Origin of the sequence: Micromonospora sp. WMMD961 (genome assembly GCF_029626145.1) — a bacterium.
In the GTDB taxonomy this organism is placed as follows: Bacteria; Actinomycetota; Actinomycetes; order Mycobacteriales; family Micromonosporaceae; genus Micromonospora.
This window is the reverse complement of the sequence record NZ_JARUBJ010000002.1, coordinates 216,293-233,951: the sequence shown is the minus strand read 5'-3', so window position 1 is coordinate 233,951 and position 17,659 is coordinate 216,293. Positions and strand designations below refer to the sequence as shown.

Sequence of the window (17,659 nt, the reverse complement as noted above, 5' to 3'; positions counted from 1 at the left end):
GAGGGTTAGCGTTCCTTCAGGCAGAGGACGTAGTCGAACAGGTCGATCGAGTTGTCGTGCACGTAGTTCGCGGTCGCCTGCGGCGCGAGCGTCTCGCAGCGGTCCCCGTCGGTGGTGGCCGGAATCCGCAACAGCACCTGGTACGTGTTCGGGCCACACGGCACCTTGCGCAACTCCGCGTCGTCCTCGGTGCCCTCGTTCACCACGCAGTCGCCCCGGGCGAACTCCTCGTCCTCTCCCGGGTCCGGCAGGTCCGGCGTCGGTGCGGCGCTGGGCAGGACGGGCGGAAGCACCGGCACGCTCACCGACGGCATGGGGTCGACGTCGTTGCTGGCGTCCGCGACCCTCCAGATAGCCCACCCGGCCAGGCCGAGGCATGGGCAGAGCAGGAGCAGCACCACCAGCGCGACGATGAGAGCGATCTTGCGACCGTTGCTCTTCACCGGCGCGCCGGGCGGCATACCGAACCCACCCGGAGGCGGTTGGCCCCACGGCGCGGACGGCTGACCCGGCACCGGCCCGGCCGGCGGAAACGGCCCAGGCGGCGGATAGCCGGGGCCCGAGCTGGGCGGGTAGCCGGGGCCCGAGGTGGGCGGGTAGCCGGGGCCCGAGGTGGGCGGGGGTGCCCACACCGGTTCGGTTGGCGGCTCCGGGTTGGTGGGCGGGGGTGCCCACATCGGCGCGGTCGGCGGTTCCGCGCCGCTCGGCGGCGGTCCCCACTGCTGCCGGGTCGGGTCCTCGGCCGGCGCTGGCGAGCCCCACTGGGGCAGGGTCGGATCGACCGCAGGCGAGCCGTCGGCTCCGGTGGGAGGGCGCTGGTGCGGGTCGTCCGGCTGGTCGGAGCCCGGTGGTCCGTAGGTCGTCATGTCAAATCCCCGGGGTGGGTGGTCTCAGCGTTGTTTGAGGCAGAGGACGAAGTCGAGAGTGTCCAGCTCGCTGTCGAAGAAGTACCAGTTGGTGTAACCCTCGACCTTGCCGCACTTGGCCTCGGCGTCGCGCTCGCCGCTGGTCGCGCCGTCGATCCGGCTGAGCACCTCGTACGACTTCGCGACGCAACCGCTGATCACCAGCTTGGGTTTGCCGCCCGCAGCGCCGTCGTTGCGGACACACTGGCCGACCTTGGCGAACCGGGGGTCGGCCGACGACTCCGGTGCGGCGCCGCTCGGCGCGGGCTCGGCCACGTCCGCGTCCGGGCTCGGCTCACCGGCCGCGGGCGACCCGCTCGGCGCGGCCAACGGGGCCGGATCGTCCTGCCCGCGTAGCAGCCAGAACGCACCGCCAGCGGCCACCACCAGCAGTACGACCGCCAGCATCGCGATCAGCGGCCCCCGACCGCGCCCGCCCGGTGCCGGAGCAGGATCGCCGCCGTACGGTTCCTCGGCCGGCCGGTACTGCTGCCCCCCGTACGCCGGGTTCGCCCCGTACGCGCCGCCATAGGGTGGTGGCCCGTGCTCGTGCCCGTAAGACCCCTCGGAACCGCCTCCGTAGGGACCGGGGCCTCCGTAGGGCGGGTGACCTGGTCCGTCGTACGGCCCGGGACGCCCTTGGGGTGCGCGCGGGTACGACGGAACCGTCGGCGGGTAGGGCTCGTTCGCCGGTGGGTAAGGCTGCTGCACCGGCCGTCCGGGCGTCTCGTCGGGTCGTTGTCCACGCCACGGTCCCGGGTCGCCCCCGCCCGGTGGTCCGTAGTTCGTCATGCCGCCCTCCTGCACGAGTGGTGAGAGGCCGGCCACCAATGTGCGACGCCGACTCCGACGTCACCGTAGCGTGGTCCACTGATGAGCTCACGTCCACCGAGCGCCGCAGCCCTCGCCGGCCGCCGCGCAGGCGCCACACCGGCCCTGATCTGGACCGCGTTGATCGTGGTCTACCTGCTCTGGGGTTCCACCTATCTGGCCATCCGGATCACGGTGGAGACGCTGCCGCCGCTGTTGTCGGCCGCACTGCGGTTCGCCGTGGCCGGTCTGATCCTGGCGGTGCTGCTGCGGCTGCGCCGGGGTCCCGGCGCACTGCGGGTGGACCGGCGGCAACTCGGCTCCGCCGCGCTGGTCGGCGTGCTCCTGCTCGCCGGCGGTAACGGCCTGGTGGTGCTCGCCGAGTCCGGGCCACCCGGAGTGGCGGTGCCCTCCGGCATCGCCGCGCTGCTGGTGGCGACAGTTCCGCTGCTGGTGGTGCTGTTGCGTTCCGCCACCGGCGACCGGCCCCCGCTCTGGACGTTCGCCGGGGTCACAGTGGGGTTCGCCGGTCTGGTCCTGCTGGTGCTGCCCGCCGGTAACTCGGAGGCGGTTCCACTGGTGGGGGCCCTGACCGTGGTGGCGGCGGCCACCTCGTGGTCGGTCGGGTCGTTCCTTTCCGGACGCCTCCGGATGCCCATCGACCCCTTCGTGGCAACGGTGTACGAGATGCTCGCCGGCGCCCTGGTGCTGACCGTCGTCTCCGCCGGCCGGGGCGAGCTGGGCGACTTCCACCCGGCGACGGTCAGCACCCGCTCCTGGCTGGCGCTGGGCTACCTCATGGTGGCCGGCTCGCTGGTGGCCTTCACCGCGTACGTCTGGCTGCTGCACAACGCGCCCATCTCGTTGGTGTCGACGTACGCCTACGTCAACCCTGCGGTCGCGGTGGCGCTCGGTGCGCTGCTGGTCGCCGAACCGATCACCCCGCAGGTGCTGCTCGGCGGCGCGGTCATCGTCGCCGGTGTCGCACTGGTGGTGAGCACGGAACGGCCCCGCCGGGCGAGCGCGGGATCACGATCAGGGACTTCGCCGGTGAGCGAGCGCCGGTAACCTCCGGGCCATGTCGGCCGCTGCTGCTGTCGGGGTGGCGTTGCTCGGCGGGCTGTTCGGTGTCGCCGTACCCCCGCTGGCCCGGCGCTTTACCCATTCGCCGGCCCGGCCGCGGAGGCCGCGCTCGGCTGCCGCGCCGAGCCACCGGCCTCGACGTGGCGCCTGGGTCTGGCGCGGTCCGCCGGTGTCGGCCGCGGTGTTCGGCGGGCTTGCCGTCGCTCGGTGTGACGATCCCGCGTTGCCGGTCTTCCTCCTGGTGGCGGCGGTGGGGTTGGTGCTGGCCCGGGTCGACCTGGCCTGTCTGCGCCTGCCCGACCCCCTGGTGCTCGCCGCCGGCCTGCTGGCCCTCGCCGGCCTGACCGGCGTGGCGCTGCTGTCCGGCGAGCCGGCCCGACTGCTCGGCGCGCTGACCGGCGCGACGGTCGCCGGCGCGGCGCACGTGCTGCTGGCCGTGCTGCCCGGCTCGCGACTCGGGTTCGGCGACGTGAAACTCGCCGCCGCCCTCGGCCTGCCGCTCGGCTGGCTGGGCCGGGACGCCCTGTTCATCGGGCTGCTCCTGCCGCACCTGCTGCACGGTGGGTTGGTGGTCGGCCTGCTCGTCGCGCGGCGGGTCCGCCGGGACACCCTGCTGCCGCTCGGGCCGGCCCTGCTCGCGGGTGCGTGGTTCGCCATCCTCCTGGGCTGAACAGCCGGCGGCCCCATCGACGAGCCGGCCACGCCCGAGGCCCCCGGACCTCAGATCAACCGGAGCTGACGGTCCTTGGGGCGACGGGGCTCGGTCTCGCCGAACCGCTCGAACAGGCCGGGGTCGATGACACCGAGGAACGGCGACGGAGCGCAGTCACGCTCCACCCCGTGACGGGTACGCCGGCTGGCGTGGCTGACGTACAGCCGGTCCTGGGCGCGGGTGAGGCCGACGAAGAAGAGCCGGCGCTCCTCGGCGACCGCGTCCTCGTCCGGTGTCGAGCCCGGCCAGCGCAGCGGCAGCAGCCCGTCCTCCACGCCGATCAGGAAGACCACCGGGAACTCCAGGCCCTTCGCGGCGTGCAGGGTGAGCAGCGTGACCGCCTCCGCGCGTGGGTCGAGCGCGTCCACCTCCGCGCCGGTTGCCAACTGCGACAGGAACGCCTCCAGGTCGTCGCCGCAGCGCCGGGCCAACGGGGTCAGCAGGTCCACGGCCGAGCGGACGTCCTCGGGACGGACCGTGCCGCCGGCGCCGTCCAGGGTGGGAACGGCGAACCGCTCCGCCACGACCTGACCAGCGAGCCGCACCCGGGCGGCCAGCGGGCCGCCCAGCCCGTCGGCGTGCCGCAGTTCGCGCGCGATGGCCGCCACTCCGGGCCGGTCCCGCAGCCGGTCGTGGGAACGCTTCTGCACCGGGATGTTGGCCCGGGTCAGGGCGTCCACGATCGGTGCTGCCTGTGCGTCGGTGCGGTACAGCACGGCGATGTCGGAGAACGACAGCGTCGTGGACCGGCCGTCGATCCGGCCCGAGTCCAGTGAGCGGTGGGACAGTCCGCCTACCAGTTCGTCGACGGTACGGACCACGAAGTCGGTCTCGTCGGCGACGGAGGCCGCCGGGTAACGGCCGACCAGCGGGGCCTCCGGGTCCAGTCGGGCCGGATCCAGTCGTCGGCCCCGCACCAGCGAGGACGGCGCGATGGCCTGCACGGCGGCGGCCAGGATCGGCGCCGACGATCGGTAGTTGCGGTTGAGTCGAACCAACCGGGCGTCGGTGAAGTCCTCGGAGAAGCGCAGGAAGTAGCCGACGTCGGCACCCCGGAACGAGTAGATCGCCTGGTCCGGGTCGCCGATCGCGCAGAGGTTGCCGTCCGCCGGGCTGAGCAGCCGCAGCAGCTCGTACTGCGTCGCGTCGACGTCCTGGTACTCGTCGACGAAGATCCACCGCCAGCGGTCCCGGTAGCGTTCCACCAGCCCACGATCGGCCCGCAACAACTCCACCGGCAGGGTCACCAACTCGTCCAGGTCGACCAGGTCCTGCTTGCGCAGCAACGCCGTGTAGCTGGCGTTGTCGTCGCCGGCCTCCGCCCGTGCCGCCGACCGCTCGGCGTCGTCGGCGATCCGGAAGCCGGTCGGTAGGCCCACGGCTTCGGCGTTCTCCCGAAGAATGGTCAACCCCAGCGCGTGGAACGTGCCGACGGTGACGTCCTCGGCGACCGGGCCGAGCAGACCGTCGAGGCGGTGCCGCAGCTCCTCGGCGGCCCGACGGGTGAACGTGATCGCCAGACAGTGCTCGGGAAAGACGTTCAGCTCCGCGCAGAGGTACGCGATCCGGTGTGTGAGCGTCCGGGTCTTGCCGGTGCCCGGGCCGGCGACGATCAGCAGCGGACCGCCGGGTGCGGAGGCGGCCACCCGCTGCATCGCGTCCAGACGGTCCAGCAGACCGGTGCCGACCTCCTCCATGCCGGACAGCATCGGCTCGAACGGCTCGTGCGGTGACGGCGGCGGCGCGATCGGTGGCGCGGGCGGCGGAGTCGGCTTGCGCTTCGGCTCGGCCTTGGCCGCCGCCGGGCGCTTGGCCGTCGCGCGGGCCGGCGGCTCCGCGGGACGTCGCTGCGCCGGCACGGGTACGTCGAACAGCGTCTCCTGTGCCGTACCCCCGTGGCTGCCCAGCTCCGCCGGGTCGAAGAGCGTGATCACCCCGTACTCGCCGTCGTAGCCCGGCACCCGACGTACCTCGCCCCGCCGCAACCGCCCGATGCCCTCCGCGAGGAGTTCCCCGCCGGTCTGCGCGACGTCGGTGAGCGGCGTGGTGGTCAGGATCTCCAGCTCGGGGCCGAGCGCCGCCACCAACTCGTTGAGTCGCCCCTCGACCTTCTTCGACCGGGGGCCCACCTTGTTGATCTCACCGAGGATCTCGGCGAGCGGCACCAGGTGGGTGACGTCCCGGGCGCCCGCCGGCCGGTGCCCCGCCGGGCGGTCGGCCAGCTCCTCGATCCGGCTGAGGACGCCCACCGTGAGGGGTTTGCCGCACTCGGGGCAGCGCCCGCCGGCCGCGCGGGTGCGCTCCGGCGACCAGTTGACGCCGCACAGCCGGTGCCCGTCCGCGTGGTACTTGCCTTCCTCCGGGAAGAACTCGATCGTCCCGGCCAGGCCGTTACCGGTTCGCAGCGCCTCCCGGACGGCGAAGTAGTTCCGTTCGGTGGCCAGCACGGTCGCCTCCCGGCCCAGGGCCGGCGGGGAGTGGGCGTCCGAGTTGGACACCAGTTGGTAGCCGTCCAGGCTGCCGACCCGCCAGTTCATCGCCGGGTCGGAGGAGAGGCCGGTCTCCACGGCGAAGATGTGCTCGGCCAGGTCGGCGTAGCAGTCCGCGATCGCGTCGAAGCCCGACTTCGAGCCCAGCGCGGAGAACCACGGCGTCCAGATGTGTGCCGGCACCAGGAAGCCGTCCGGGCTGGCCTCCAGGGTGATCTCCAGCAGGTCGCGGGAGTCCAGGCCGAGGATCGGCCGGCCGTCCGAGCCGAGGTTGCCGATCCGGCCGAGCGCCGTGTTGAACCGCGCTACCGCGTCCAGGTCGGGCAGGTAGATCAGGTGGTGCACCTTGCGGGTCCGGTCGTCCCGCTTGTAGATGGTGGAGATCTCCACGCTCAGCATGAACCGGACCGGGTCCGCCTCCGCGGCGCTCGCCAGTCGGGGAGGCAGCCGGCGGGCGACGTCCCGCTCCGCGTCGGCATCGAGCCGGTACAGCCCCGGCTCGGCCGGGCGAAGGGTGTCCCGCAGGTGGTCGTACCAGGCGGGATGGGTGAAGTCGCCGGTGCCGAGCAGACCGATGCCCTTACGCCGGGCCCACCACGCGAGGTTCGGCGTGGTGAGGTCGCGGCTGCACGCGCGCGAGTATTTCGAATGGATGTGCAGGTCCGCGACGAATGGCGGTAGGCCACCGGGGGGTACGGCGCTGAACGGAGGCACGCCGCATCCTGTCACGCCCGCCGCGCCGGCCGCCTGCCGCCACGCGCGGACGTGACGTCCGCTATGCCGAGCGCAACTCGACCAGACTGATCTGCGGCTCGGCCCCGACCCGGACCGGCGGCCCCCAGAAGCCGGCGCCGTTGGTCACGTACACCTTGGTGCCGTCGACCTCGCCGAGGCCGCTGACCACCGGCTGTTCCAGTCGGACGGCCAGGTTGAACGGCACCATCTGGCCACCGTGGGTGTGCCCGGACAGTTGCAGGTCGACGCCGTACCGGGCCGCTTCCACGGCTGCCAACGGCTGGTGGGCGAGCAGCACCACGGGGCGGCTCGGGTCGCGGTCACCGAGGGCGGCGGCGAAGTCCGGCCCGGCCGCGAGGCCGCTGTCGCCCGTCGCGTCCAGGTCGTTCACGCCGGCCACGTCGAGCACGCCGCCGCGAGCCTGAATCTCCTGGCGGCTGTTCTGCAGGACCCGCAGGCCGAGCCGGTCGACCTCCTGGACCCACTCCTCCACGCCGGAGTAGTACTCGTGGTTGCCGGTGACGAAGAAGTTGCCGTACCGGGAGCGCAGGTCGCGCAGCGGCGCGGCGGCCGAGCCGAGTTCGGCGACCGAGCCGTCGACGAGGTCTCCGACGACCGCTACCAGGTCGGCGTCGAGCCGGTTGATCGCGGCGACGATCCGTTCGGTGTGTGCCCGGCCGCGCAGGGGGCCGAGGTGGATGTCGGAGACGGTGGCGATACGCAGGCCGTCCATGCTGCGGGGGAGTTTGGCCAGCGGGATCTGCACCCGGTCGAGGCGTGGTGGGCCGAGGGCGGTGCGGACGCCGTACCCGACGGTGGCGGTGGCGGTGAGGCCGGCGAAGATGGCCGCCCCACGGGCCAGCAGCAGCCGGCGGGTCGGGTCGTGGTCCGGTGCCGCGACGGCGCCGGTGGCCGGCGGGTCGGTCGGCCCGGCGGCACCGACCAGCACCGGCTCGGGTGCCGCGGCGGTCGGCTCCGTGGCGATCACCCGGCGGCGCAGCACCAGCCGGGTGACCAGCATCGGTACCTCGAGCACGACCAGCACCACGAGCAGGTAGAACATCAGCGCGAGCCACAGGTAGCCCGGCCAGGCGAGCCAGTAGAGCCCGGCCTGCGTCCCGGCGAGGGTGACCGGCACGAGCAGGGCCAGCACCAGGGCGGCGATCCCGCCGATCCGTCGCCAGCGGCCCGGGGCGGTGGTGTCCCTGACGAGCCGCTTCCACAGGTAGAAGTGGATCAAGCCGGTGATCAGAGCCAGGACGGCCACGAACCCCAGAACCGCCAACATGCGTGCGCCTCCCTCAGCCGCCCGCGAACGGGGGCAGGACGTCGATCGTGGCCCCGGCTGGCAGGGGTGCCTGACGATCATGACAGGTGACGCCGTCCACCAGGAAACTCGCCACTTTCAGCACGGCGGCGAGCCGGTCGCCGTGTCGCTGGGTCAACTCGGCGCTGAGGTCGTCGAGTGACCGGCCGGCGGGCACTACCTCCTCGGTCCGCCCGGCGGCGGCGCGGGCACCCGCGAAGTAGCGGACGGTCAGCGGCGTCAGGTCCACGCCTCAACCCCCGATCGCGGACATCGGCCGGGTCGGCTGCAGGAAGGTGGGATCGTCGATGCCGTGCCCGGCGCGCTTGCCCCACATCGCGGTGCGCCAGCGCCGGGCCAACTCGTCGTCGTCCGCGCCGCTGCGCAGCGCGGCACGCAGGTCGGACTCCTCGGTCGCGAAGAGGCAGGCCCGGACCTGGCCGTCCGCGGTCAGCCGGGTGCGGTCGCAGTCCCCGCAGAAGGGGCGGGTGACGCTGGCGATCACACCGACCCGGGCGGGGCCGCCGTCGACCAACCAGGTCTCCGCCGGTGCCGCGCCGCGCTCGGCCGGGTCGGGACTGAGATCGAAGACGGTACGCAGGGAGGTCAGGATCTCTTCCGCCGTCACCATCGTGCGGCGGTCCCAGCCGTGCTGGGCATCCAACGGCATCTGCTCGATGATCCGCAGCTGGTAGTCGTGGTCGAGAGCGAAGCGCAGCAGGGCCGGTGCCTCGTCCTCGTTGACCCCGCGCATCAGCACGGAGTTGATTTTCACGGGGTTGAGCCCGGCGGCCTTCGCCCCGGCGAGCCCGGCCAACACCGCGTCGAGGCGGGGTCGGCGGGTGAGCCGGTCGAACCGGCCCGGGTCCAGGGTGTCCAGTGAGACGTTCACCCGGTCCAGGCCGGCCGCGCTCAGCGCCGGGGCCAGCCGGTCCAGACCGATGCCGTTGGTGGTCAGCGAGACCCGGGGGCGGGGCTGCAACGCGGCGACCGCGGTCACGATGCCGACCAGCCCCTGTCGGATCAGCGGCTCACCGCCGGTGAACCGCACCTCGGTCACGCCGAGGCGCTCGACGGCCACCCGGACCAGCCGGACGATCTCCTCGTCGGTCAGCAACTCGGGGCCGGCCAGCCAGGGCAGACCTTCGGCCGGCATGCAGTAGGTGCAGCGCAGGTTGCACTTGTCGGTGAGGGACACGCGCAGGTCCCGGGCGACGCGGCCGTACCGGTCGACGAGGACCCCGTCGGTCCCCGGGGCGACGCTCACCTGTCGACCGTAGCGCGCTCGGCCCGGCTCAGGGCGGCACGGGCGGTCTCGACCACCGCATCTCGGTAGCTGCCGCCGAACAGCGCGGTGTGCACGAGCAGTAGATGCAGTTGGTGCAGTGGCAGCCGGGCCCGCCAACCGTCCGGCAACGGCCAGCTCTCCTGGTAGGCGGCCAGCACCCGATCCAGGTGCGGGATGCCGCCGAAGAGTGCGAGTTGGGCGAGGTCTGTCTCCCGGTGCCCGCCGTGCGCTGCCGGGTCGACGAGCCAGGCACGGTCGTCTGCCCCCCACAGCACGTTGCCCGGCCACAGGTCGCCGTGGATGCGCGCGGGCGGCTCGTCGCCGCCGAGCCCACCGGCCCGGTCGACCACCTGCTCGACCAACGTGGCGTCGGCGTCGGTCAGCGCACCGCGGTCGACCGAGCGTCGCAGGTAGGGGAGGAGTCGTCGCTCGGCGAACCATGTCGACCAGGGCCCGTCGGTGGGGGTGTTGTCCTGTGGAAGCGACCCGATGAAGCCGGGCCAGGGCGCACCGAAGCTGGCCGACCCCGCCCGATGCAGGTCGGCCAACTCCCGGCCGAAGCGCTCCGCGGCCTCCGGCGTCGGTTCGCCGGGCTCCACCCAGTCGAGCGCCAGCAGGTCCGGTAATGCCACGATCACCTCGGGTACGGCGACCGCGCCCGCCTCCCGCAGCCACCGCAACCCGGCGGCCTCGGCGGCGAAGAAGCCCTCCGGTGCCGTCCGGTCGGCCTTCTCGGGCCAGGACTTGGCGAAGACGGAGTGGCCGTCGTCCAGGGTGAGCCGGGCGGCGGCGCAGATGTTTCCACCGGCGACCGGCGTCTCCCGGATGCGCTGGTGGGTCCGGAAGGTCGGCAGGTGTGCCGGGTGCGCGCGTAGGTACGCGAGGTCCATCAGCGCACGGTAACCGCTCCCCACGACACCGTGGCCGCGCCCGAGGGACATCGACCCTCCCGCGGCACCCGTAGATGCGGCCCGAGCAGGAAAAACACGGTGAGTAACTGTGGATAAGTCGCGTGTCGTCCACAGGGGCGGCGACGGTCGACCGGAGCGCCGCACGCTACCGGCATGACCTCGACCGAACGCCCTCGACTCACCGTCCGCTCGCCCGCCGACCTGATCGCCGCAGTGCCGTACCTGCTCGGGTTCCATCCCACCGACAGCGTGGTCGCCGTGGCGTTGCTCGGCCGGCAGATCATCTTCGCCGCCCGCGCGGATCTGCCCGACCCGTCGACCGATCTGGTCGAGCGGGCACGGCATCTGGCCGGCGTGATCCGCAGGCAGGGCGCGGAGTCCGCCACCGTGGTCGGTTACGGGCCACCCGACCGCGTCACCCCGGCGGTGGACGCGGTGCGTGTCGCGCTGACTGCCGGTGGGATCGAGGTGCTCGACGCGCTGCGGGTGACCGAGGGTCGGTGGTGGTCCTACCTCTGCTCGGAGCCCGACTGCTGCCCGCCCGAGGGTCGGCGCTACGACCCGAGCGCCAACCCGGTGACCGCCTCGGCGGTCTTCGCGGGCCAGGTCGCCCTGCCTGATCGGGCCGCGCTCGTGGCGCAGGTGGCACCGGTTGACGATTCGGCCCGGGACGCGGCACGAGCGGCCACCGCCCGCGCCGGGTTACGAATGACCGAGTTGATCGAGCGGGCGCCCGAGAGTGACCTGCTCGGCGGGCGGGCTCTGCGCTCCGCCGGGGTGGCGGCGGTTCGCGAGGCCCAGCGTCGGCAGCGGCGCGGCGAGCGGCTCGACGACGACGAGGTGGCGTGGTTGGGCCTGCTGATGACCCACCTTCCGGTCCGCGATCACGCCTGGGAACGCACCGACGGTCGGGACCGGGACATCGCCCTCTGGACCGACATACTGCGCCGGGTCGAGCCGGAGTTGGTTGCCGCGCCCGGGGCGCTGCTGGCGTTCGCGGCCTGGCGCGCGGGGCAGGGAGCGCTGGCGGCGGTCGCGCTCGAACGCACGCTGAGCCTGCACCCGGACTACTCACTCGCCGTGTTGTTGGACGACCTTCTTCGGCGCGGCGTGCCCCCGTCGGAGTTGGACGGCTGGCCGTCGGTCGGCATGCCGGGAGTGATCCGCCCCCGCCGGAGGAGTCGACGTGGTCGCCGCTGAGGAGCCGGTCGCCGGTTGCCGCGCCGACCCAGGACAACTCCCGGCAGCTGTATCGCAATTTTGCTATAGTCGGCGCTGGTCGGTCCTCTTTCACCCAGAGGCCGCGACCGAGCTGCAAGCCATACCCGCGCTCGAACAGGCGGCCATCGGGCACGCGGTCGAAAAGCTGGAAAGCCTTGGCTCCAACCTCGGCTACCCGCACTCCAGCAAGATCAGAATTGCCGACAAGCTTCGTGAGCTGCGCCCACGCGGAGGGCGCAGCCGATGGCGCGTCTTCTACGCACAGGTTGGCGAGGCTTTCGTGGTCGGCGCCATCGGCCCGGAGGCCAGCGTCAGCCAGCGGAACTTCACCCGGGCCGTCGCAGCCGCAGAGCGAAGGATCAAGGACGTGGAGGCGGAGTGATGAAGCGTTCCGAACTCAAGACCTCGCAGCAGGTCATCGACGACGCCAGCCGGCAGGACCCGGCCTTTCGCGCGGAGTGGGATCGGACAGCCTTCGCGCGCGAGGTCGCACTCCGTATCGTGCGGTACCGCGCCGACAACGAACTGACCCAGACCGCGCTCGCCCGCAGGGTGGGGATGACCCAGTCGGTCATCGCGCGCCTGGAGTCCGGCGACCAGCCGCCGTCGATCGCCACGCTCGCCAGGCTCTCCAACGGCACCGGCATGGTGTTCGACGTCAAGATCTCCCGCGGTGCCGTCGAGATCGTGGCCGCCTAGCGGACCGCGCCCGGCGTAGGACGGCCCAGACGGCAACCAGCCGGTGTCGGTGGCGCGACTGGGGTTGATCGGCTCGGTTCCTTAATAACGGGGTGTCCCGGTCGTCAGGATGCCCCGATATCAACGAACCCGAGTGGACCAAGGGTTGGCGCATAGCCCACCTACTCCCGCCCCGGCGCTGATCCCTCGTCCCCCGGGGTCGATCGTCCGGGGCGGGCCCCTCGACCAGCGCATCCGTCGAACGATGTAGGCGCTTCTCCCTTTCACGATCGACGCGGCGGCACCTCCGGCCTCGGAGAATGATCTCGTGACCCCCGCATTGCTGCTGTCGCTGGCCGGCCTGGCGCTGATCGACAGCACCAGCATCGGCACCCTGTTCATCCCGGTCTGGCTGCTGCTCGCCCCCGGGCCGGTCAACGCCCGACGGATCCTGGGCTACCTCGCCACGATCGCGGGGTTCTACCTGGCGGTGGGGCTGCTGCTGGTCTTCGGTGGCAGCACGCTCGCGGACGCGCTGGGCGGTGCGCTGGACAACCGGGCCGTGCTCTGGGCGCAACTCGTCCTGGGCGTCGGCATGCTGGCGCTCAGCTTCCGCTACGACGGCAAACGGCGTCCGCGTACCGGTGGTGTGCTGCGGTGGCGGGACCGGGCGACCGCCGGCGACTCCTCGGTCCGATGGCTGGTCGGGCTCGCGTTGCTCGCCGCGCTCGCCGAGGTGGCGACCATGCTTCCGTACCTCGGGGCGGTGGGTCTGTTGGCCACCTCCGGGGTTGGTTCGGCGACCGTGGTGGCGTTGCTGGCCGGATACTGCCTGGTCATGGTGTTGCCGGCGATGCTCCTGCTGGGTGCCAGGGTGGCCCGCCCGGCACTGGTCGAGCCGGTGCTCGCCCGACTCAACAACTGGATCGTGAACAAGGCGGGCAGCGCGTTGGGCTGGATCCTCGGCATCGCCGGCTTCCTGATCGCCCGCGACGCCGCCGTCCGGCTCGGCCTGTTCGACCTGCTCGATCGCTGAGCGTCAGGCCGGCCGCTCCACAGTGATCCGGTGCGGCCCGGCGTAGACGTTCATCGTCCGGCCGCGCAGGAAACCGACAAGTGTCATCCCTGCCTCGTCGGCCAGTTCGACCGCGAGGGTGCTCGGGGCGGACACCGCGGCCAGCAGCGGCAGCCCCGCCATCCAGGCCTTCTGGGTCAGCTCGAAGCTGGCCCGCCCGGAGACCAGCAGCAGGTGCCCGGCGAGCGGTAGCCGTCGTTCCCGGACCGCCCAGCCGATCACCTTGTCCACGGCGTTGTGCCGGCCGACGTCCTCCCGGAGCACCACCAGCTCACCGTCGGGGGTGAACAGCCCTGCCGCGTGGAGTCCACCGGTCCGGTCGAAGCCGCGCTGGGCGGCGCGGAGCCGGTCGGGCAGCTCGCTGAGGAGCGTGGCCGGCACACTGAGCGGATCCGCCGAGACCGGAAACAGCGACCGGGTGCGTACCGCGTCGATGCTCGCCTTGCCGCAGACCCCGCAGGAACTGGTCGTGTAGAAGTTCCGGGACGGGTCGGTGGTCGGTTCCGGCACGCCGGGGGCGAGCACCACGTCCACCACGTTGTACGTGTTCGGCGTCTCCGCGCCCGCGCAGAGCTGAGCGGTCGACACGTCGTCGGTCGACCGGATCAGCCCTTCGGTCAGCAGGAACCCGATGGCCAGGTCCAGGTCGTCACCGGGGGTGCGCATGGTGACGGCGAGCGGCCGTCGGCGGCCGGGACCGGCCGCGCCGACGCGGATCTCCAGCGGCTCCTCCACCGCGAGCGTGTCCGGACGACGGACGGACCCACGCCCAGCGGTCACCGCGTCCAGGTCGATTCGGAGTACGCCCCGCCGATCAGTTGCCCGTCCCATCCCGCCATCCTCCACCTCGCGCCGCCAGACGCGCACGGCCACCGGGCACCGAACACCCGGCTACCGTGGCCGGATGGGGACGTACGCCGCGGTGGTGCTCGCCGGTGGGGCGGCTCGCCGGATGGGCGGGGTGGACAAGCCGGCGCTCCCGGTCGGGGGCCGCCCGATGCGTGACCGGGTGCTGGCTGCTGTTTCCGATGCCACACCCCGGGTGCTGGTCGGTCCGGTCGGTGCCGTGCCGAACGGGGTGCGCGTCGCTCGGGAGGACCCACCCGGTGGTGGTCCGGTCGCCGCGGCGGCGGCCGGGTTGGCAGTGCTCGACCCGGATTCGACGCTGGTCGCGTTGCTCGCTGCGGACCTGCCGCTGCTGACCCGCTCCGCGGTCGGCGAGTTGCTGGATCAGCTCACCCGGGTCGAGCCCCAGCCCGACGGAGCTTGCTTCGTCGACGGCGACGGGCGGCGGCAGTCGCTCTGCGGTGTGTGGCGGGTCGCCGCGTTGCGGGCCGGGCTGGACCGGTTGACTGTCGAGCGGGGTGGCGGCCTGTCCGGAGCCCCGGTCCGGGCGCTGCTGGCCGGGCTCGAGGTGCGGGAGGTGCCCTGGTCCGGCGACGGCCCGCCGCCCTGGTTCGACTGCGACACTGACGAGGACGTACGCCGGGCGGAGGAGTGGGCGCGATGACGGTGATGGACGACTGGGTCACGGCGGCGTGCGCCGAGTTGGAGCTGGACCCTTCCGGGGTGCCCGTGCCGGCGGTGCTGGACCTGGCCCGCGACGTCGCCCACCAGGTGCTGCGGCCGGGTGCGCCGGTCACCGCGTACCTGCTCGGGGTGGCAGTTGGGCGTGGCGCCGACCCGGCGGACGCCGCGGCCCGGCTCAGCGCGCTGGCCGGCACCTGGCCGGTCGAGTTGGGCGCCGACCCGGCGGACCCGACGGCCCCCTGACCGCCGTTGTCCGATCCCGGTCCGGGCTGATTCGACGCACGGGCGGCGTGGGTAGGGTGATCGTGACGGACGGAGGCGATCATGACGGCTGACCACCCCTCGGCCTCGGACGGTGAGCTGCCCGCTGGAGCGGCGGAGTCGATCCTGCTCGACGAGCCCAGCACCACCGACCTGCGGGCGAAGGTGACCGAGGCGTGGCGGGAGTTCGCCCGAGCGCTCGCCGTACGACTGCGGGACCTTCCGGTGGGCGCGCACCTCGACGTGACGCTGGACCCCACCGCCTCCGGCACCGGAGACGCCGTCTACTCGATCAGCGTCGACGTGGACGGTGAGGGCGCACTGTCGGCGCGCGCGGTCGGGAACGCCACCCTGCCGGCGGGCTACCGGCTGGACCGGGGCGCGGTGGCGGACATGATCGCGCTCGGCTGGTCGCCGCCCGGGGTGGTCGCCGGCTCCGGCGGCGCCTTCGGGCTGGACGCCACGACGGCCGAGTCGACCCGGGTCGCCGCGCTGCTCTCCCGCACGCTGCGGGACGTCTACGGTGCCCCGCACCCGGCCTTCCTCGTCTACCTGGTGCACGACGCCGAGGGGGAGCCGTTGGCGGTGGACCCCTTGGGCACCGCGCGCAGCGAGTTCGGCCCGGATGCCGATGTCGAGGCCGACCTGGAGGAGGCGCTGGCCGAGGCCGCAGCCGCGCAGGCCGAGCGGGACGACGTGCTCGACCTGGCGGATCGGGTCCGTACCGTGGTCTCCACGCTGTTGAAGTCGGACACCGACCGGTTGCAGGTCGACTCGGACGGCGACATCAACATCCGGGCCGGTTCGGCGATGGTCTTCGTGCGGGTACGGGACAACCCGCCCCTGGTGGACGTCTTCTCCCCGATCCTCACCGAGGTCGAGCCGACCGAGCGGCTCTACGTGAAGCTCTCCGAGTTGACCAACCGGATGCCGATCGGCCGTCTCTACTGCGCCGACGACACGGTCTGGGCGTCCATCCCGGTCTTCGGCCGCAATTTCCAGGCCACCCACCTGATGCTCGCGGTGCAGGTGATGACCGGTCTCGCCGACGAGTTGGACGATCGTCTGCACGGCGAGTTCGGCGGCAAGCGGTTCTTCGGCGAGGGTGACAAGCCGGTCCGGCGCGACGACTCGGAGCACCGCACCGGGATGTATCTCTAACGCCGGCATGTGCCTCTGGGCCGACGCCGCTTCGACCCGGGAGGAAGCAGATCCGGAAGCCGGCTGAGCCCGCTGAGCCGGGTCAGGCGGAGGGGCCCACGCCCGGTGACTCGACCAGCCTGGAGAGCACGATGGTGCTGCGGGTGGACGTCACGAAGGACTCGGCCCGCAGCCGTTCCAGCGCCGCCTCCAGGTGGGCGATGTCGGCGGCACGCAGGTGGACGAGTGCGTCCGCCTCGCCGGAGACCGTGTAGGCGCCGACCACCTCCGGGTGCCGGCGAGCGGCCACTCCGATCTGCGCGGGGGTCGTCCGGCCGGCGCAGAACAGCTCGACGAATGCCTCCGTGGTCCATCCGACGGCGGCCGGATCCACCACGGCCGTGAATCCCCTGATCACGCCGGTGGCCCGCAGCCGGTCGACGCGACGCTTGACGGCTGGAGCGGAGAGTGAGACCCGGGTGCCGATGTCGGCGTACGACGCACGGGCGTCCGCGACGAGTAATGCAATGATCCGCTGGTCGACCGCGTCTATCTGCAACGTTCCGCCTCTGAAAAGCAATGGTTGTGGCTGTTACCAAAGTTCTACGGTACCTACTCTTGGTGACCGTGAACCAGCAGCGATTCCCGCGAAAGCGGACATATCTCATGTGCTCGCCGGAGCATTTCGCGGTCGAGTACGCGATCAACCCGTGGATGGACGTGACCACCCCGGTCGACCGGGACCTGGCCGTCAAACAGTGGGACCGGCTGCGCGAGACGCTGCTCGGCCTCGGCCACGAGGTGCATCTGCTCACGCCCGAGCACGGCCTGCCCGACATGGTCTACGCCGCCAACGGCGCGTTCACCGTGGACGGCAGCGTGTACGGCGCACGGTTCAAGCACGAGCAGCGGGCCGCCGAGGCCGCCGCGCACCACACCTTCTACGAGTCGCAGGGCTGGCGGTTCGTCGCGCCGAGCGAGACCAACGAGGGCGAGGGCGACTTCGCGTACGTGCCGGAGGCGCACGGCGGGCTCATCCTGGCCGGGCACGGCTTCCGCACCGAGATCCCGGCGCACGCCGAGGCGCAGGAGGCGTTGGGTCGGCCGGTGGTGTCGCTGCGTCTGATCGACCCGCGCTTCTACCACCTCGACGTGGCGCTCGCGGCCATCGACGACTCGAACGTCGTCTACTTCCCGGGTGCGTTCTCCGCGGCCAGCCAGCGGGTGCTCACCCAGCTCTTCCCGGACGCGGTGATCGCCGACGACGAGGACGCGATGGCCTTCGGGCTCAACCTGGTCAGCGACGGCGCCAACGTGGTGCTCAACAGCGAGGCCACCCGCCTCGCCGGCAAGCTCAAGGCCGCCGGCTACACCCCGGTCCCGGTCGAGCTGGCCGAGCTGAAGAAGGGCGGCGGCAGCGTGAAGTGCTGCATCGCCGAACTGCGGCACTGAGCCGCACGTCCACCGCGTACGCCAGGGGCCGGCCTCCCGAGCGGGAGACCGGCCCCTGACGTC

The 17,659-nt window shown here is 72.5% G+C and carries 19 protein-coding genes; 10 read left to right on the top strand and 9 right to left on the bottom strand.

The features are described from left to right. Window positions 1-5 precede the first annotated feature (5 nt). On the bottom strand, window positions 6-461 hold the full coding sequence (locus O7614_RS32210) for a hypothetical protein (protein WP_347404391.1): 456 nt from the start codon (window positions 459-461) through the stop codon (window positions 6-8). A gap of 429 nt (window positions 462-890) precedes the next feature. Then, entirely contained in the window at window positions 891-1,313 is a 423-nt protein-coding gene (locus O7614_RS01225) for a hypothetical protein (protein WP_278136665.1), read from the bottom strand. 465 nt (window positions 1,314-1,778) lie between these two features. Between O7614_RS01225 and O7614_RS01220 the strand changes: the two genes are divergently transcribed. Then, window positions 1,779-2,783: an EamA family transporter gene (locus O7614_RS01220; RefSeq protein ID WP_278136664.1), complete on the top strand. Its 1,005-nt coding sequence runs from the start codon at window positions 1,779-1,781 to the stop codon at window positions 2,781-2,783. Between the two features lie 10 nt (window positions 2,784-2,793). Then, entirely contained in the window at window positions 2,794-3,468 is a 675-nt protein-coding gene (locus O7614_RS01215; RefSeq protein ID WP_278136663.1) for a prepilin peptidase, read from the top strand. A 50-nt stretch (window positions 3,469-3,518) separates the two neighbouring features. On the opposite strand, the gene O7614_RS01210 is transcribed toward O7614_RS01215, so the two are convergent. The 5 genes from O7614_RS01210 to O7614_RS01190 form a co-directional block, all read right to left on the bottom strand. Next, on the bottom strand, window positions 3,519-6,713 hold the full coding sequence (locus O7614_RS01210; RefSeq protein ID WP_278136662.1) for a UvrD-helicase domain-containing protein: 3,195 nt from the start codon (window positions 6,711-6,713) through the stop codon (window positions 3,519-3,521). Window positions 6,714-6,774: 61 nt separating this feature from the next. Next, the gene (locus O7614_RS01205) at window positions 6,775-8,022 is read right to left on the bottom strand and encodes a metallophosphoesterase (RefSeq protein WP_278136661.1); all 1,248 of its coding nucleotides are present in this window, start codon (window positions 8,020-8,022) and stop codon (window positions 6,775-6,777) included. Between the two features lie 13 nt (window positions 8,023-8,035). Beyond that, on the bottom strand, window positions 8,036-8,290 hold the full coding sequence (locus tag O7614_RS01200) for a MoaD/ThiS family protein (RefSeq protein WP_278136660.1): 255 nt from the start codon (window positions 8,288-8,290) through the stop codon (window positions 8,036-8,038). A gap of 3 nt (window positions 8,291-8,293) precedes the next feature. Further along, window positions 8,294-9,307 (bottom strand): GTP 3',8-cyclase MoaA, encoded by a 1,014-nt coding sequence (gene moaA, locus O7614_RS01195; RefSeq protein WP_278136659.1) that lies wholly within the window; start codon window positions 9,305-9,307, stop codon window positions 8,294-8,296. Further along, window positions 9,304-10,218, bottom strand: a complete 915-nt coding sequence (locus tag O7614_RS01190; protein ID WP_278136658.1) for a fructosamine kinase family protein — start codon at window positions 10,216-10,218, stop codon at window positions 9,304-9,306. The genes moaA and O7614_RS01190 overlap by 4 nt, the downstream gene beginning before the upstream one ends. A gap of 174 nt (window positions 10,219-10,392) precedes the next feature. On the opposite strand from O7614_RS01190, the gene O7614_RS01185 reads away from it, so the two are divergent. From O7614_RS01185 to O7614_RS01170, 4 genes are all read left to right on the top strand, one after another. Then, on the top strand, window positions 10,393-11,439 hold the full coding sequence (locus O7614_RS01185) for a DUF4192 domain-containing protein (protein WP_278136657.1): 1,047 nt from the start codon (window positions 10,393-10,395) through the stop codon (window positions 11,437-11,439). Next, window positions 11,426-11,842, top strand: coding sequence for a type II toxin-antitoxin system RelE/ParE family toxin (locus O7614_RS01180; RefSeq protein ID WP_278136656.1), 417 nt, complete (start codon window positions 11,426-11,428; stop codon window positions 11,840-11,842). Before O7614_RS01185 ends, O7614_RS01180 begins: the two co-directional genes overlap by 14 nt. Continuing rightward, the gene (locus tag O7614_RS01175) at window positions 11,842-12,159 is read left to right on the top strand and encodes a helix-turn-helix transcriptional regulator (protein ID WP_278136655.1); all 318 of its coding nucleotides are present in this window, start codon (window positions 11,842-11,844) and stop codon (window positions 12,157-12,159) included. Before O7614_RS01180 ends, O7614_RS01175 begins: the two co-directional genes overlap by 1 nt. 307 nt (window positions 12,160-12,466) lie before the next feature. After that, window positions 12,467-13,174: a GAP family protein gene (locus O7614_RS01170; RefSeq protein WP_278136654.1), complete on the top strand. Its 708-nt coding sequence runs from the start codon at window positions 12,467-12,469 to the stop codon at window positions 13,172-13,174. 3 nt (window positions 13,175-13,177) lie between these two features. Here O7614_RS01170 and fdhD read toward each other — a convergent pair whose 3' ends face one another. Then, the gene (fdhD, locus tag O7614_RS01165) at window positions 13,178-14,044 is read right to left on the bottom strand and encodes a formate dehydrogenase accessory sulfurtransferase FdhD (RefSeq protein WP_278136653.1); all 867 of its coding nucleotides are present in this window, start codon (window positions 14,042-14,044) and stop codon (window positions 13,178-13,180) included. A 73-nt stretch (window positions 14,045-14,117) separates the two neighbouring features. On the opposite strand from fdhD, the gene O7614_RS01160 reads away from it, so the two are divergent. The 3 genes from O7614_RS01160 (at window position 14,118) to O7614_RS01150 (ending at window position 16,165) form a co-directional block, all read left to right on the top strand. Next, window positions 14,118-14,723: an NTP transferase domain-containing protein gene (locus tag O7614_RS01160; protein WP_278136652.1), complete on the top strand. Its 606-nt coding sequence runs from the start codon at window positions 14,118-14,120 to the stop codon at window positions 14,721-14,723. Beyond that, window positions 14,720-14,986 (top strand): DUF6457 domain-containing protein, encoded by a 267-nt coding sequence (locus O7614_RS01155; RefSeq protein WP_145778383.1) that lies wholly within the window; start codon window positions 14,720-14,722, stop codon window positions 14,984-14,986. Before O7614_RS01160 ends, O7614_RS01155 begins: the two co-directional genes overlap by 4 nt. Window positions 14,987-15,067: 81 nt before the next feature. Then, a complete protein-coding gene (locus tag O7614_RS01150; protein WP_278136651.1) occupies window positions 15,068-16,165 on the top strand; it encodes a hypothetical protein in 1,098 nt (365 codons plus the stop codon). 82 nt (window positions 16,166-16,247) lie between these two features. On the opposite strand, the gene O7614_RS01145 is transcribed toward O7614_RS01150, so the two are convergent. Continuing rightward, on the bottom strand, window positions 16,248-16,703 hold the full coding sequence (locus O7614_RS01145; RefSeq protein ID WP_278136650.1) for an Lrp/AsnC family transcriptional regulator: 456 nt from the start codon (window positions 16,701-16,703) through the stop codon (window positions 16,248-16,250). Between the two features lie 59 nt (window positions 16,704-16,762). Here O7614_RS01145 and ddaH point away from each other — a divergent pair, with 59 nt between their 5' ends. Further along, complete coding sequence (ddaH, locus tag O7614_RS01140) at window positions 16,763-17,596, top strand: dimethylargininase (RefSeq protein WP_347404327.1); 834 nt, start codon at window positions 16,763-16,765, stop codon at window positions 17,594-17,596. Window positions 17,597-17,659: the final 63 nt, after the last annotated feature.

Coding starts and splice junctions, on each gene's coding strand:
- O7614_RS32210 (WP_347404391.1), bottom strand. CDS start 461: ATGCCGCCCGGCGCGCCGGTGAAGAGCAACGGTCGCAAGATCGCTCTC.
- O7614_RS01150 (WP_278136651.1), top strand. CDS start 15,068: ATGACGGCTGACCACCCCTCGGCCTCGGACGGTGAGCTGCCCGCTGGA.
- O7614_RS01215 (WP_278136663.1), top strand. CDS start 2,794: ATGTCGGCCGCTGCTGCTGTCGGGGTGGCGTTGCTCGGCGGGCTGTTC.
- fdhD (WP_278136653.1), bottom strand. CDS start 14,044: ATGGGACGGGCAACTGATCGGCGGGGCGTACTCCGAATCGACCTGGAC.
- O7614_RS01225 (WP_278136665.1), bottom strand. CDS start 1,313: ATGCTGGCGGTCGTACTGCTGGTGGTGGCCGCTGGCGGTGCGTTCTGG.
- O7614_RS01190 (WP_278136658.1), bottom strand. CDS start 10,218: ATGGACCTCGCGTACCTACGCGCGCACCCGGCACACCTGCCGACCTTC.
- O7614_RS01205 (WP_278136661.1), bottom strand. CDS start 8,022: ATGTTGGCGGTTCTGGGGTTCGTGGCCGTCCTGGCTCTGATCACCGGC.
- O7614_RS01185 (WP_278136657.1), top strand. CDS start 10,393: ATGACCTCGACCGAACGCCCTCGACTCACCGTCCGCTCGCCCGCCGAC.
- O7614_RS01160 (WP_278136652.1), top strand. CDS start 14,118: ATGGGGACGTACGCCGCGGTGGTGCTCGCCGGTGGGGCGGCTCGCCGG.
- O7614_RS01220 (WP_278136664.1), top strand. CDS start 1,779: ATGAGCTCACGTCCACCGAGCGCCGCAGCCCTCGCCGGCCGCCGCGCA.
- O7614_RS01155 (WP_145778383.1), top strand. CDS start 14,720: ATGACGGTGATGGACGACTGGGTCACGGCGGCGTGCGCCGAGTTGGAG.
- O7614_RS01175 (WP_278136655.1), top strand. CDS start 11,842: ATGAAGCGTTCCGAACTCAAGACCTCGCAGCAGGTCATCGACGACGCC.